The sequence below is a fragment of the Desulfogranum aggregans genome (assembly GCF_055398265.1).
Genome location: NZ_AP042447.1, coordinates 1,475,844 through 1,490,975 on the forward strand (window position 1 = coordinate 1,475,844; position 15,132 = coordinate 1,490,975).

The window sequence follows — 15,132 nt, forward strand, 5'->3', positions numbered from 1 at the left end:
TTTGCCTGCAGTGGCGAGCTCATAGAGTCGCAACAGACCTCCTTGCCGGCCTTTCTTTTCGTGGCATTCTTTGCTTCACCGTGTTTAGCCTTTGGCTCACAGGCGGCACTTTGCTGCCAAAGAGACGCACGCCCTGTTTCCGGACTGTTGCCCCGGTGGCAGGTGAGCACGGGCAGTACCATCGACCTGGATGGCTTAGCATAGTTTATCGGCAGGATGCAGGGGGATAAACTTAATATTTCAGGCCGATACGGTCCCGGGCAAGCTCGAGAGTGGTGGTGGCCTTTTCCCTGGCTTTATCAGCACCCTTGGCGAGTACCTCCCTGAGATAGTCTTTGTTTTCCAGCAACTCCTTCTTCCGGGTTCTTGCTGCTGCAAAATAATCATTGATCAGTTCAAACAGATCCTGCTTGAGATACCCGTAGGCAGCACCTCCATTGACATAGAGATCGTGTACCTCTGCCATTTTTTCCGGTGATGCAAAAAGCCTCAGCAATGCATACAGACTGCAGGTCTCCGGATCCTTGGGTTCCTCTACCGGAGTCGAATCGGTCTGAATAGACATGACCACCTTACGCAACGGTTTTTCGTCGAGAAAAATGGGGATGGTGTTGCCATACGACTTGGACATTTTCTGTCCGTCGAGCCCGGGAACAATGGCTGTTGACTCGCTGATTGCCGGTTCAGGGAGCACAAAGGTCTCACCAAAGGTATTATTGAATTTTATGGCTATATCACGTGCTACTTCAAGGTGTTGCTTTTGATCTTTGCCGACCGGAACAACTTCGGCCTGATAGAGCAAAATATCGGCAGCCATCAGCACCGGATAAGCGAAGAGGCCGTGACTCGGAGCAATATTTTTGGCGATCTTGTCCTTGTATGAATGGCAGCGCTCCAACAAACCCATAGGAGTGATGGAAGAAAGCAGCCAGCTCAACTCACATACCTCTGGAACATCTGACTGTACCCAAAAGGTACAGCGATCCGGATCCAGCCCAAGCGCGAGAAAGTCCGCCGCGGCCTCCAGGGTACCTTCACGTAGCCTGCCCCGGTCATGAACAGAAGTAAGCGCATGCAGGTCTACGATAAACACATACAGTTCCGATGATTCCATATGCTCAATCATCGGTTGCATCATGCCGAAATAGTTGCCGATATGTAATTTTCCAGAAGGCTGGATACCTGATAATATTCGTTTCATAGAGGGTAAAAGTGGAATAAATTCATAGTGAAGAACGTTGGCCAGCTCATCTATAGCGCAAAAGCAAAAAAAATGGGAGTGCAGATTCTCTCTGCACTCCCATGGGGTTCGATAAGAACTCCTCTCTGCGAGGAAGCGTTACTTCACTTCTTCAAAATCAGCATCTACCACATCATCATCATCATTTTTTCCACCACTGCTCCCGGTACTGCCGCCGGCAGCTCCACCTGCTCCTGCAGCGCCACCAGCTCCTCCTCCGGGCTGCTCCTTTGAGGCCTGAGCATACATCAACTCTGCAAGTTTATGCGAAGCCTGGGTCAGGGCTTCGGTAGCGGCCTTGATGGCTTCGACATCATCGCCTTCAAGCGCCTTCTTGACGTTTTCAATTTCCTTTTCCACATTGGATTTGGTCTCGGCATCTACCTTGTCACCCAGTTCGGTCAGACTTTTCTGGGTCATATGGACCATGGCATCGCCGTTATTTTTGGCCTCGACCAGTTCCTTGCGCTTCTTGTCGTCTTCAGCATGAAGCTCCGCATCTTTTTTCATGCGTTCAATCTCTTCCTCAGAAAGACCAGAGGACGCTGTAATGCGGATCGATTGCTCCTTGTTGGTGCCCAGATCCTTGGCAGAAACATGCAGAATGCCGTTGGCATCGAGGTCAAAAGCCACCTCAATCTGTGGTACTCCGCGAGGTGCTGGGGGAATATCCGTCAACTCGAAGCGGCCAATGGTCTTGTTATCCTGGGCCATCTCACGTTCTCCCTGGAGCACATGAATGGAGACAGCCGGCTGGTTGTCGGCAGCTGTGGAGAAGACCTGGCTTTTCTTGGTTGGCACCGTGGTATTCTTTTCAATGAGCTTGGTCATTACTCCGCCGAGGGTTTCGATCCCAAGGGAAAGCGGTGTAACATCAAGCAGCAGAACGTCCTTGACGTCTCCTTGAAGTACCCCGCCCTGGATGGCTGCACCGATAGCAACCACCTCATCGGGGTTGACCCCCTTATGCGGCTCCTTGCCGAAGATGGCTTTGACCTTTTCCTGTACTTTGGGCATACGGGTCATACCGCCGACCAGAATGACCTCATTGATGTCCGAAGCGCTGAGACCGGCATCAGAGAGCGCCATTTTGCAGGGACCTGCGGTGCGCTCAATCAGGTCTTCGACCAGCGCTTCGAGCTTGGACCGGCTCAGCTTGATATTCAGATGCTTGGGCCCGGAGGCGTCTGCAGTGATAAACGGCAGATTAATGTCTGTTTCCATGGCGGTGGACAGCTCTTTCTTCGCTTTTTCCGCTTCTTCCTTAAGGCGCTGAAGCGCCATTTTGTCGTTACGAAGATCCACGCCCTGATCGCGCTTGAATTCATCAGCCAACCAGTTGACGATACGCATGTCAAAATCTTCACCACCGAGAAAGGTGTCGCCATTGGTGGACTTTACCTCAAACACGCCGTCCCCGATTTCAAGGATCGAGACGTCAAAGGTTCCGCCACCAAGATCGAATACAGCAATCTTTTCCTCGCCTTTCTTGTCTAATCCATAGGCAAGAGAGGCCGCTGTGGGCTCGTTAATAATGCGCTGTACATTCAAACCAGCAATCTTGCCGGCATCTTTTGTTGCCTGTCGCTGGGCATCGTTGAAATACGCCGGAACAGTCACCACTGCATCCGTTACGGTCTCTCCCAGATACTCCTCGGCGGTCTGCTTCATCTTGCCGAGGATCATAGCCGACACCTCGGCCGCAGAATAGGTTTTACCTTCCACCTCCACCACGGCGTCCCCGCCGGGGCCTTCAACGATCTTAAACGGACTGATCTCAACGGATTTTTGTACTTCCTGATCACTGAATTTGCGTCCGATCAACCGCTTGATTGCGAACAGGGTTCTTGTGGGGTTGGTTACAGCCTGACGTTTGGCTACCTGTCCGACGAGACGCTCACCGCTGTCTGGAAAAGCAACAATAGAAGGGGTGGTTCGGTTCCCCTCGCTGTTTTCAATGACCTTAGGGTCGCCGCCCTCCATAATGGACACGCAAGAGTTTGTGGTACCCAAGTCAATGCCGATAATTTTTCCCATGATACTATCTCCTATCTCCTGAAATAATCAGCTCAATGCTTATAAAAAATAAATAACTGAAATAATCAGCTCAATGCTTATAAAAAATAAATAAATTACCTGTATGGTCAATTCAATGCTGAGGATCGCTCGCTTACTGTTTTGCTTCCGGGCCGCTTGAAACCACTACCTGGGCATGACGAAGCACTCTGTCCTTAAAGCGATATCCTTTGGCAAACTCACGCAGAACATGGTTGGCGGGAACGGTATCGCTGGCCTCCATGGTTAGTGCATCCTGCTCATCAGGATTGAATTCATTGCCGACTGCCTCCAGCGGTTCGACACCAAATTTTTCGAGTGTCCCGACCAACCCCTTACGGGTCAGATCAACGCCCTCGAGCATGGATTCCAATTTTACGCTCGCGTCTCCTGCCTCAGCTTTTCCCTGGTCAATAGCGCGATCAAGATTATCCAGGGTTGTCAGCAGCTCGCGCAGGATATTTTCACCTGCATACTTCATGAGCTTACTCTGCTCGCGCTCCATCCTCTTTTTAAAATTCTCAAATTCCGCAGCAACACGAAGCAGTTTGTCCTTGGTGGCATCCAGCTCTTCCTGCAGATTTATCTCCTCGTTTTCAGCACCTTCTTGAGTAGCTGTTTCCGTTTCTTCGGCAACACTTGAGGCTCCAGCCTCTTTCTCCAGGTCTACAGGTTGCTGCTCTTTTGTTTCTTCTACCACCTCAAATCTCCTTGTCGCAAAGTATGTTTCCTCTGTGTTAAACTGGCCTACGAGGTTCGGTCTACAGGCCGACCCGACAAATCTGGTGCCAACAATAAGTATGGCAAAAACCAGTGTCAAGGGCATGAAAATGCAAATTACAAGAGGATGGGGACCCTCCAGATCCCCCGAAAATGCAAGGGTTGAACTTGTTGCTGGATCTTCATTGGTGGTCGCCTTACCTACGCACAAGGCGGTATTTTGGATCTTTTTCCGCTGGAAAAAACCTACGCGGCCATAAACCCAAACAGGGCTAATAGAACCTCTGCTCGCAGCTCTCACCAACACCGGTCAACGAGATTCTCCAACCTCATAAAAACGGTAGGTGTTTCGCCCTGCCTCCTTTGCTCGGTAGAGTGCCTGGTCCGCGCACTTGATCACCCCGTCGATGTTACTGGAATCGTCAGGATAGAGGGCAATCCCCATACTGGTTGAGATATCGAGACGGTGCCCTCCGACCATCACCGGCTCCTGCATACTGGCGATTATTTTTTCTGCAATTCCTGAAACGTCCTGACGATTGCCGATGCCGTCAAGGATGTACACGAACTCATCGCCTCCGAGCCTGGCCACCGTGTCCGATGCCCGACACTGCTGCTTCAACCGTTGAGCAACCGCCACCAATAATTCGTCCCCTGCATCATGGCCTAGAGTGTCATTTATCTGCTTAAACCTATCCAGGTCAAGAAACATGATGGCGACACTTTTTTGCATCCGCTCCGACCGAATCAATGCCTGATCGAGGCGATCGCGAAACAGCAATCTATTGGGCAAGCCGGTCAGGGTGTCATGGTGTGCGAGTCGGTACAGTCTGGACTGACTGTCCCGCAGTTCCTTTTCGATCCGAAGCCGGTCGGTTACATCCCGAGCAACTTCGATAACCCCATACAATTCGCCGCTGCTGTTGACCAGGGGAGAGATATCCAATTCAAACGTGTTGTTGATACCATTTCCGTGATAGGGGTTATGGATCAACTTTACCTGCTGGCCTTTCTCCTTAATTGCCTGAATGGGACAAGGGTATCGAGAATCTGTACAGGGAATGTCGGCCCCGCAAAAAAGCTCATAACATTTTTTCCCTTCCACCGAGCCCTTGCCCCCCGGGTTTTTCACAAGTTCCGCTGCTGTCCGGTTCATCAGGAGAAGAGTATACTGCAGATCAACAACCATAACCGGATCTCCGGCGCTGTCGATAACGGTCTGGAGAAAACTTCGTTCATGGTCCACCGCATCATGCAGTTGCTGCTGGATTGCCGCCAGTGTCTGTTCTCTCTGTTTCTGTATGGTGATATTCTGGTGGGTGCCGGTCATCCGTACCGGCATTTTATTCTCATCGCGTTCAACAACCCTTCCCCGGTCCAGATACCACGCCCACTCACCATCTGCATCTTTGACCCGATACTCAATGCGGTATTCATCGGTCTCACCGGCGAGATGCTTATTGAGTATAGCCAGTACCTTGGGCTTATCGTCTGGGTGGACGACACGATGTGATGCCCCTGGCCCTATATCACCGCTTCTGTAATCCAGATACTCCCTCTGGTTGGGACTGGTGTACATTTCACCCGTTTGAATATTCCAGTCCCATAATCCCGCCTGAGAGGCATAGAGGGCCAGTTCGTAGCGCTCTTCAGCCAAACGCATTTCCTCTTCCCTGTGTTTGGACTCCTCTTCAGCAAATAACCGTCGCAGGGCCTGGGCAACAGGTTCTCCAAGTTGGGCAAACAGGGAAGGAGCAAAACCCGTGTCTTCACCGCTTGCGCTCCGCAGGGGACGATAGACCAAAAGAAAACCATAGAGGGAGGAGGTGCACCTGATTGCCGTACATAGACCAGGAGGGTGCTCACCAGGGGCATCAGACTCAGGGACTGGAAACTGCTCAAGGTCGCACCATACCGCAATCTTCTCCTCGGCTGCCAGCACCCGGTCGCCGCAGGATGGCATGGTGCCCTCGCGGAGGGCCTCCAATACCGCTGGAAAGCGATCTGCAAAACCCGTCTCAGCAGTTATCATCATACCGGTTTCTTCATCGAGGAGAACCATCAGAGCAGAATCAAATGCCCCTCGGGTAACCAGTCGGTCGCAAATTCCCTGCAGCAGAGTGGGCAAATCTTTCTCTGAAAGCAGAAAGCGACAAACCTCATACATCGCCAGCAGCAGCGATTCTCTCCCGCCTGCTCTTATCTGGCTTTCCTTTTGTCCACTCACCATCGTATCTCTGTATTCATAACTGACCAGCTCATCGCTGCTGCCGTACACGGCATGTAGGTGAATTCTTTGTAGGTCGCCTCCACCGTTCTTTGCAGACCATGGAATTTTACTGGCTGACCAGAAACCCTCGTTTTGCTTCCATCACCGGTGCACCCGGACGTGAACGCCCTGAAAACCCTACTGTATATTATAACTCTTCAGCTTGTTCAAGAGCGTCTTGCGGGTAATTTGCAGCCGGCGTGCCGCCTCACTCCGATTACCGCCGGTTTCCTGCAAGGTTTTGAGAATCAATTCTTTTTCCGCCTCTTTGAGGGTCGCTGGTTTTTTCCGTACCTCGCCAGGGTGCCGTCCGGCCCAGCGTTGTATGGTAAGGGGCAGCCCGCTGACGTCGAGGTACTCGCCTCCCATGAGAATAACGCCACGCTCAATGGAGTTCTCGAGTTCTCGAACATTGCCGGGCCATGGATAACGAATAAGTATGTCCATACACTCCGGGGTGACGCCTCGCACTTGCCGGGAATTTTTCTCTGCAAAACGCTGGAGAAAGAACTCAACCAGCAGGGGAATATCACCATCTCGCTCCCGCAGGGGTGGAACTTCGAGCACTACTACATTTAACCGGTAGTAGAGGTCTTCACGAAATCTACTCTCAGCTACCTCCTGCTCTAGGTTCCGATTAGTAGCGGTGATAATGCGGGCATCGACCTGCAGGGTTTCCTGTCCCCCGACTCTTTCCAACTCATGCTCCTGCAAAACCCGCAGCAATTTCACCTGCATTGCCGGCGAAGTCTCACCTATTTCATCTAAAAACAGCGTCCCTCCCTGTGCCTGGATAAAACGGCCCTCCCTCCGCCGGTCTGCGCCGGTAAATGCTCCCCGCTCATGGCCAAATAATTCCGACTCGAGCAAATTTTCGGCCAGCGCCGCACAGTTGACTTTGACCAACGGTCCGCTGCACCTCCCGCTTTTATGGTGAATAGCCGAGGCAACCAGTTCTTTACCGGTTCCTGATTCTCCATATATCAGGACCGTTGCTTCAGTTGGCGCTACCTGTAAAATAAGCTGCCACAGCTGTTGCATGGCTGGTGAGTTACCGATAAAATATTCATTTTCACCAAAAGGTTGCCCTACTCCACTCGCGCTCTCCCCTTTCTGCCGATGCCCCATTGCCACCTCAAGGGTCTGTTTGAGCTTGTCGAAATCCAGCGGTTTGGTCAGGTAATCATGTGCCCCTTCTTTCATAGCCGCCACTGCTGAGTCAATAGAGGAGTAAGCGGTCATGATTACCACGGGAATGGCAGGGTTGATGGTATGGATACGCTTCAGCGCCTCCATCCCATCCATGGTTGTCATGCGTACATCCATCACAATGGCATCAAATGGACCCTGCTCCACGGCTGCAACTGCCGATAAACCGTCGTCGGCCTCACTGGCCTCCCAACCCCATTCCGTAAAAAGGGCACTGAGCATGAAACGATGTACTTGTTCATCATCAACAACCAATACCCTGCAGGTCGTTTGTCGCGTCTGTTGCATGGTAGCCTTGTTTTTTATAGTGTAGATGCTGTATAGATTGGCTTCCTCAACAGTGGAGAGCCCGATGAAAGAAATGCTCAAAATCGAAAAAATAATTCACGGAGGTGCCGGCCTAGGGCGCCTCAATAACGGCATGGTGGTCATGGTGCCCTATGTCCTTCCTGGAGAGCTGGTGGAAGTCCGGGAAAAAAAACGGGCCAAGCGATTTATTCAAGCAGAGCTGCAGACCGTGCGTGCGCCTTCCCCTGAGCGGGTGGACGCGCCGTGTCCATATTACACCAGGTGCGGCGGCTGCAACCTCCAGCACCTCAGCTACGCCGGGCAGCTGGCACTGAAACAAACCCTGCTCATCGAAGCCATGGAGCGCAACCGCGTAGACCTTGCTCAAGCAGCCATTGGTGACACTTTAGCCTCACCACATCCATTTGCCTATCGCCACCGCATCCGTCTTCATCTGGACCGAAAACAGAACCTGGGATTTCACCAGGCCGGCAGTCACCGAATTATCCCTACGACCCGCTGCCTCATTGCCACCGAAGCGATCAACGACAGCCTAGAAAAGCTGTTTTCCTCAGGTTCTCTGCAAAAAACTGCCGAGCAGTGCAAAGCCATTGAACTGATCGATTCGCCGGCAGATGGCACCATAATCGCGGTCCTTCATCCCCGCCGGACAGATACGCCTCTTGGACCAGCCGCTCTTCCCCAAAACGTAACACCTTACACCATTACCAGAGACAAAGCAGCATTTCGAAAGCCAGAAGGTCCTGCCCCTCCCCTACAACCGCTGCTACAGCAACATTTTTCCCATACTTCCCTGTGCTACGCCCTCTGCTGGGACAGCTACTGCTTTTTTCAAACCAATGCGCTGCAAAACCAACAACTCGTTGCCCAGGTTTGCGCTATTCTCGGCAATGGGCGGGGGGCCAGCCTCCTGGATCTCTACTGCGGCATCGGTAACTTTTCCATCCCGCTGCAGCAGCTGGACTGGAAAGTCACCGGGGTCGAACATAATCAACGCTCCATTTTCTGGGCACGCCGCAACAGCCAGCAGGTAAACGTCGATAATCCTGGGACTTTTTGCTGCGAGCCCGTTGGAGAGGCCCTGGCCCGCTTCAGCTACCGTCGGTCGTCTTTCAAGGCCGTCCTCCTCGACCCGCCCCGCCAGGGGCTGGAAAAACCAATGGTCAAGGACCTGAGCAGGCTGCAACCGGAAACGATTATCTACGTTTCCTGCGACCCGGCAACCATGAGTCGGGATGTTTTCTCGCTTGGCGCACAGGGGTATAAGGTCACAGCAGCAACTCCGGTGGACATGTTCCCCCAGACCCACCACGTTGAATCACTGGTTGTGCTGGAAAAAAATTGACATACGCACCTCGACGCACTAATACTATCCGGTCTTACATCAACTCCATTGCTGCCCGAAAAGCATAACTGAGCACAATCATCCGATAAGATTTCTCCTCCTTTCCAATTCTTACTTTTACATTATAACTGATGGAAACAACAAGCAATACTCTTCAGCAGCGCCGGGAAAAGGCCGATGCGCTTGCCAAGGAAGGCGTCAAGCTCTACACAAACACCTTTACCGCCCCCCAGGCAATCGCGGATATTCTCCCCCTGGGAGAAAACCTCAGTCCGGAAACCCACGATCAAAGCGGTACCACTTTCCGGGTAGCCGGTCGGATTATGTCGATGCGGAAATTTGGTAAAGCTGCCTTCTTCCACCTGCAGGACGCCTCGGAAAGGATGCAGATCTACGTGCGGCGAGATACTGTCGGCAGTGATCATTTTTCCCTGTTTAAGAAATGGGATGTCGGCGACATTGTCGGAGTGGAGGGAAAAGTCTTTAAAACCAAGACCGGCGAACCTTCACTGGATGCCCGCTCCCTGGTAATGATATCCAAGTCGCTGCGTCCGCTTCCGGAAAAGTTTCACGGGCTGACGGACGTGGAAACACGCTACCGCCAACGCTATCTTGACCTGATCGTCAACCCGGAAGCCAGAGAAACCTTCCAGAAACGGGTGGAAATTATTCGTTTGATCCGAGACTTTCTCAATAATCGTGGTTATTTGGAAGTTGAAACTCCGATGATGCAGCCCATCCCCGGAGGCGCCACCGCCAAACCGTTTAAAACCCACCATAACGCCTTAGGTATGGACCTCTACCTGCGGATTGCACCGGAGCTCTACCTCAAACGACTGCTGGTTGGCGGATTTGAAAAGGTGTTTGAGATAAACAGGAACTTCCGCAATGAGGGCTTGTCCACCCGTCACAACCCCGAGTTCACCATGCTTGAATTTTATCAGGCGTATGCTACCTACCACGACCTGATGGACCTCACTGAAGAGATGATTTCCTGGCTGGCTGCCGAGGTAACCGGATCCATGGAAATTACCTATCAGGGAGCACCGGTCAACCTGGCCCCTCCGTGGCGGCGCCTGTCAATGGACGAGGCTCTGGTGCAGATTGGTGGCATAGAGCCTGCTGTACTGGAAGACGAAGAGGCCATATTCCAGCTGGTTAAGGACAAAGGCATTGAACTGCAGCCGGAAGCCGGCTTTGGTAAAGCCAAAACCGAGCTTTTTGAACTCCTGGTCGAAGAACAGCTGGTTGACCCAACATTTATCACCTCCTACCCAACAGAAGTCTCCCCCCTGGCTCGCCGCAATGAAGATGACCCCAGGGTCACCGACCGATTTGAACTGTTCATCACCGGTAGAGAAATCGCCAATGCTTTCAGTGAGTTGAACGACCCGATTGATCAGCACCAGCGTTTTGCCCAGCAGATTGAACAACGGGGCGATGATGAGGAAATCCATCCGGTTCTTGATCAGGACTATGTCCGAGCACTTGAGTACGGCATGCCTTCAGCGGCAGGCGAGGGGATCGGTATTGACCGTCTGGTCATGCTGCTGACCGATGCACCTTCCATTCGTGATGTCATCCTCTTTCCGCACCTCAAACCGGAAGCTCGGGAATAGAGGCTTTTGACCGGCTCATTGAACATCTTCTGCCCAACTGCGATTATTCATGCCGTCTTTTGAGTGGTTTATCTGCCTGCGCTACCTGCGCGCCAAGAGGCAGCAAAAATTCATCTCGCTGATCACGGTGATTTCCGTCCTGGGAGTCGCCGTTGGAGTAATGGCACTGATCGTGGTGTTGAGTGTGTACACCGGCTTCACTCAGGGACTGCGCGACCAGATCATTGGCATCAATGCCCACATTCTGGTCCAGGCCTATGGCGGCACCATCAAGGACATCGACCGTGTTGCCGGCAGGGTTGAACCCGTTGAAGGAGTAGTAGCCGTTACCCCGTATGTCTATGGGCAGGCCCTTATTACTTCCGGCAACACCTCAACCGGTATTGTCCTTCGCGGCATCGACCCAGCCAGCGCGGCAAAGGTGATCACCATTGGCCAGGTCCTGAAAGCTGGACGCCTGGCAGACCTTGAACGCACCAGTACCTTCCCAGCCATTATCCTGGGAGTGGAGCTTGCCCGGCGGCTCCGGGTCACGGTCGGTGATAAGGTGCGCCTAATCTCGCCTAATGGTCCCCTTTCGCCCATGGGAGTGCTGCCAAAAATCAAAACCTGCCTGCTGGTTGGCCTGTTTGAAACAGGCATGTATGAATACGATTCCACCATGGGGTATACCAACCTGGATACCGCCCGCGCCCTGACCGGTCTGGATCAAGGCGTGCATGGCCTCGAAGTCCGGGTAGCGAGTGTCGACCATGCCGACAAGACAGCCGCTGCCATAACATCAACCCTTGGACCCGGGTATTCAGTGCGCGACTGGATGCAGATTAACCAGAATCTCTTTGCCGCACTTAAACTGGAAAAAGTGGGTATCTTTATTGCACTTGACTTGATCATCCTGGTAGCAGCACTCAATATTATCAGTGCACTGGTCATGGTGGTCATGGAAAAAAACCGCGATATCGCTATCCTGAAATCAATGGGCGCTACCACCCGCTCCATTATGCGTATCTTTTTTTATCAGGGGGCGGTGATAGGCCTGTGCGGCACCGGTCTGGGGGTCATCAGCGGGCTCGGCCTGTGCGCCGTGCTCAAACGATATAAAATAATCGAACTTCCCAGCAACGTGTATCCCATGTCAACCATGCCCATTACAGTGGTACCGATGGATGTGCTGGTGGTTGCCCTTTCGGCTATTGCCATTACTCTCCTGGCCACGCTTTATCCTTCCTGGAAAGCGTCAAAAATCAGACCAGCAGAGGCACTGACCTATGAGTGAGCGGGAACCATTACTCCTTCAGGCAACCGGTGTAACCAAAACCTACCACCAGGGACGGCAAGAGGTTCAGGTACTGCGCCAGGTCCAGATGGACATCGAGTATCGGGAAATGACCGCCATTGTTGGCGCTTCAGGCTCCGGTAAAACCACCCTGCTGCAAATCCTGGGCACCCTGGACGCTGCTGATGACGGCAATATTTTTTTCAAAGGGAGAGACCTGACAACTTACAGCGATAAAGAACTTGCCGCGCATCGCAATGCAAATATCGGCTTTATCTTTCAGTTTCACCACCTGCTGCCAGAATTTACTGCTCTGGAAAACGTCATCATGCCCGGGCTCATCAAGGGAATGCAGCGAGAATCGCTTGAAGCCAAAGGGTTGGACCTTCTTGAAAGAGTCGGTGTAAAGCCAAGAAGCCACCACAGAAGCGGTGAACTCTCCGGTGGCGAACAACAACGGGTTGCCCTTGCCCGGGCACTGATTATGCAGCCTGCACTCCTGCTGGCCGATGAGCCAACCGGCAATCTTGACTCTGCCAGCGGCAAGGTTGTCTTCGACCTGCTCAAGGAAATGAGCGACTCAATGGGACTGAGTGTAGTGATGGTTACCCATAATCTGCAGCTGGCCAAACGGTTGGATCGTTGCCTGACCCTCATAGATGGCCGTCTCAAGGAAGCGGCGTAAGCCACGCCACATCCAGCACCTGGCCCCCTACGTTCTCTTCCGCCCTGCCTCTATCCCCACCTTGCACCGCGTTGTGGTGTGTTTTTTTAGAAAGAAGTTTTTCCTGTGCCAAACGCACGCTATAGCGCTTCAATAGTGCGATTCGCTGTACATTTTTCACAACAAAACCCCACCGATCGCGCTCATGCCTCGACCAACCTTGTGACTGCAAGTATGCTGCACGGTATGGGCTGCTTCAGCAGCAAGGTGTAGCCTGTCAGGGCGGGAAAAGAAAAATGAACAGGGAGCAGGACAAAGGAGGGAGACGATCCCCGGTTTTCATGCTCACGGCTACTGTACTAAAAAAGACGGTACCGCTCCTCCTTCAGGCTAACCTTTCCCTGGAGTGCCTGGTGAATCTGCTCCAGGGTCGCCTCCTTTTCTTCCGGCAGGCGCGCCTTTATCGGCAGATAATTGGAGGCGTGGTTGGCATGAAAGTATCCTCCGCTTACATCCGTATGGGATATCATTATTCTCAGCTCTTCAAGCATCTCCAAAGGATCGAGGAGTACAAAGTTCCCATTCTCATAAGCCGTATGCAACTGAGTACCGGGGGTCAGCATAAGGCTCAGAGCACCGACATATTCTGGATCCATTGCACTCAGGGCCAGCCCTGACGCTTTTGCATGGGCATGGGAGCGTTCCCGGCCTGCAATACCCAGGATGACGGTCACTGAAAGGAGCATCCCGGCACGACGCAGCCGCTGTCCCATGGCTACCATGGCTGCAGCATCCCCCCCTTTGCAGATGCGCTGCAGCGTCACATCGTCTCCCGACTCAAGCCCCATGTAGGCAATCTTCAGTCCTGCCTCACGCAGTGCCCGCAGGTCAGCATCGGTTTTTTGCCTGATACTTTTGGTATTGGCATAGATCCCTACACGCTCAACCCATGGCAGACGTTCTCCAATGGCCTCCAGAATGCGAAGTAACCGTCGTTGAGGCAGTATCAGGGCGTCTCCATCACATATGAACAGCCGTCGCAGTCGCTGAAAATGGCGAGCTGCATAGTCGATATCCTCCATGATAGTGGCATCGTCTTTGATCGAAAACCGGCTGTTCTTGTACATCCCGCAGAAGGTACACTTGTTGTGGGAACAGCCGGTGGTCACCTGCAGGAGAATTGACTTGGCTTCACTTGGTGGTCGAAAAACGTCGCCCTGATAGTGCACGATGCTATACCGCCCTGCTTGCAGTTTTCTCCCGGTGCGCTGCCAGGCAAGCTCATGCAGCGCAAGGATCGATGGGCATTACCCTATATGCTCAAGAACGATGCGCAGCATCCGGCGCAATGGTTCTGCAGCCCCCCAGAGTAGTTGGTCGCCAACGCTGAACGCGCTGACATACTCAGGCCCGAGATTCATCTTGCGAACCCTGCCCACCGGGATGTCAAGCGTACCGGTCACTCGCGCCGGATGGAGTTCCCTGATGGTTGCCTCCTTGGAGTTTTCCACCAGGTATGCCCACTGGTTATGCTCACTAATGGCCTGTTCCACTTCATGGAGGGGTACATCCTGTTTCAGTTTGATGGTAAAGGCCTGACTGTGGCAGCGCATGGCTCCGATACGGACACAGCACCCATCGATGGGAATGGGATTTTCGCTCATACCGAGTATTTTATTGGTCTCACTGTACCCTTTCCACTCCTCCCTGGTCTGGCCGTTTTCCATGGGTACATCAATCCAGGGAATCAGGCTTGCAGCCAGCGGCGCACCGAAGTTGGCTACAGGAAACCCGTCCTCGTGAAGCGTGTTGGTCACCGTTCGATCGAGGTCAAGAATAGCGCTGGTCGGATTACTCAACAGGTCACCGGCCTGGTCTCCGATTCGGCGCATCTGTTCAACCAGCTCACGCATATTTTTTGCTCCGGCTCCGGATGCGGCCTGGTAGGTTTGAGAACTGACCCACTCGACCCAGCCTTGAGCAAAGAGACCGCCCAAAGCCATCAGCATCAGGGAAACTGTGCAGTTGCCGCCGATAAACTTCGTGGTTCCATCATTCAGGCCACGGTCTATGACCGCCCTGTTCACCGGGTCGAGGACGATGAGCGAGTCACTATCCATACGCAGCTTGGAGGCGGCATCAATCCAGTACCCCTGCCAGCCGGTGGCAACCAGCTGGGGATAGACTTCACCGGTATACCCCCCTCCCTGACAGGAAACGATCACATCCAATTCAGCAAGCTGTTCTATGGCGCGGCCATCAAGCAGCTGGTAGGTCGTTTCATTGATCTCTGGTCCGTCCTGCCCCACCTGGGAAGTGGAGAAAAAGCGGGGTTCAAATCCATGGAAATCATTTTCCTCCCGCATTCTGTCCATCAATACGGATCCGACCATGCCTCGCCATCCAACAATACCAACTTTTTTCAT

The 15,132-nt window shown here is 52.9% G+C and carries 11 protein-coding genes; 4 read left to right on the forward strand and 7 right to left on the reverse strand.

Annotation, left to right across the window (positions count from 1 at the left end; translation table 11 throughout):
• Positions 1-232: 232 nt before the first annotated feature.
• From trpS to ACZ52Z_RS06775, 5 genes are all read right to left on the reverse strand, one after another.
• Positions 233-1,201 carry a tryptophan--tRNA ligase gene (gene trpS / locus ACZ52Z_RS06755; protein WP_464269987.1) on the reverse strand — a complete coding sequence of 323 codons (969 nt, stop codon included), beginning with the start codon at positions 1,199-1,201 and terminating at the stop codon, positions 233-235.
• A gap of 138 nt (positions 1,202-1,339) precedes the next feature.
• Complete coding sequence (gene dnaK, locus ACZ52Z_RS06760; RefSeq protein WP_464269988.1) at positions 1,340-3,277, reverse strand: molecular chaperone DnaK; 1,938 nt, start codon at positions 3,275-3,277, stop codon at positions 1,340-1,342.
• 133 nt (positions 3,278-3,410) lie between these two features.
• Entirely contained in the window at positions 3,411-3,995 is a 585-nt protein-coding gene (locus ACZ52Z_RS06765; RefSeq protein ID WP_464269989.1) for a nucleotide exchange factor GrpE, read from the reverse strand.
• Between the two features lie 330 nt (positions 3,996-4,325).
• Positions 4,326-6,245, reverse strand: a complete 1,920-nt coding sequence (locus ACZ52Z_RS06770) for a diguanylate cyclase domain-containing protein (RefSeq protein WP_464269990.1) — start codon at positions 6,243-6,245, stop codon at positions 4,326-4,328.
• Between the two features lie 177 nt (positions 6,246-6,422).
• Complete coding sequence (locus ACZ52Z_RS06775) at positions 6,423-7,781, reverse strand: sigma-54-dependent transcriptional regulator (RefSeq protein WP_464269991.1); 1,359 nt, start codon at positions 7,779-7,781, stop codon at positions 6,423-6,425.
• Between the two features lie 64 nt (positions 7,782-7,845).
• Between ACZ52Z_RS06775 and ACZ52Z_RS06780 the strand changes: the two genes are divergently transcribed.
• The 4 genes from ACZ52Z_RS06780 to ACZ52Z_RS06795 all read left to right on the forward strand — a co-directional run bounded on the left by ACZ52Z_RS06780 (position 7,846) and on the right by ACZ52Z_RS06795 (position 12,727).
• The gene (locus ACZ52Z_RS06780) at positions 7,846-9,147 is read left to right on the forward strand and encodes a class I SAM-dependent RNA methyltransferase (protein ID WP_464269992.1); all 1,302 of its coding nucleotides are present in this window, start codon (positions 7,846-7,848) and stop codon (positions 9,145-9,147) included.
• Between the two features lie 131 nt (positions 9,148-9,278).
• Complete coding sequence (gene lysS, locus ACZ52Z_RS06785; protein WP_464269993.1) at positions 9,279-10,766, forward strand: lysine--tRNA ligase; 1,488 nt, start codon at positions 9,279-9,281, stop codon at positions 10,764-10,766.
• A gap of 49 nt (positions 10,767-10,815) precedes the next feature.
• Positions 10,816-12,042, forward strand: a complete 1,227-nt coding sequence (locus ACZ52Z_RS06790; protein WP_464269994.1) for a lipoprotein-releasing ABC transporter permease subunit — start codon at positions 10,816-10,818, stop codon at positions 12,040-12,042.
• Positions 12,035-12,727, forward strand: a complete 693-nt coding sequence (locus ACZ52Z_RS06795) for an ABC transporter ATP-binding protein (protein ID WP_464269995.1) — start codon at positions 12,035-12,037, stop codon at positions 12,725-12,727. Before ACZ52Z_RS06790 ends, ACZ52Z_RS06795 begins: the two co-directional genes overlap by 8 nt.
• A gap of 338 nt (positions 12,728-13,065) precedes the next feature.
• On the opposite strand, the gene ACZ52Z_RS06800 is transcribed toward ACZ52Z_RS06795, so the two are convergent.
• Both ACZ52Z_RS06800 and asd read right to left on the reverse strand, forming a co-directional pair.
• Positions 13,066-13,935: a radical SAM protein gene (locus ACZ52Z_RS06800; RefSeq protein WP_464269996.1), complete on the reverse strand. Its 870-nt coding sequence runs from the start codon at positions 13,933-13,935 to the stop codon at positions 13,066-13,068.
• 78 nt (positions 13,936-14,013) lie between these two features.
• Entirely contained in the window at positions 14,014-15,132 is a 1,119-nt protein-coding gene (gene asd, locus ACZ52Z_RS06805; protein WP_464269997.1) for an aspartate-semialdehyde dehydrogenase, read from the reverse strand.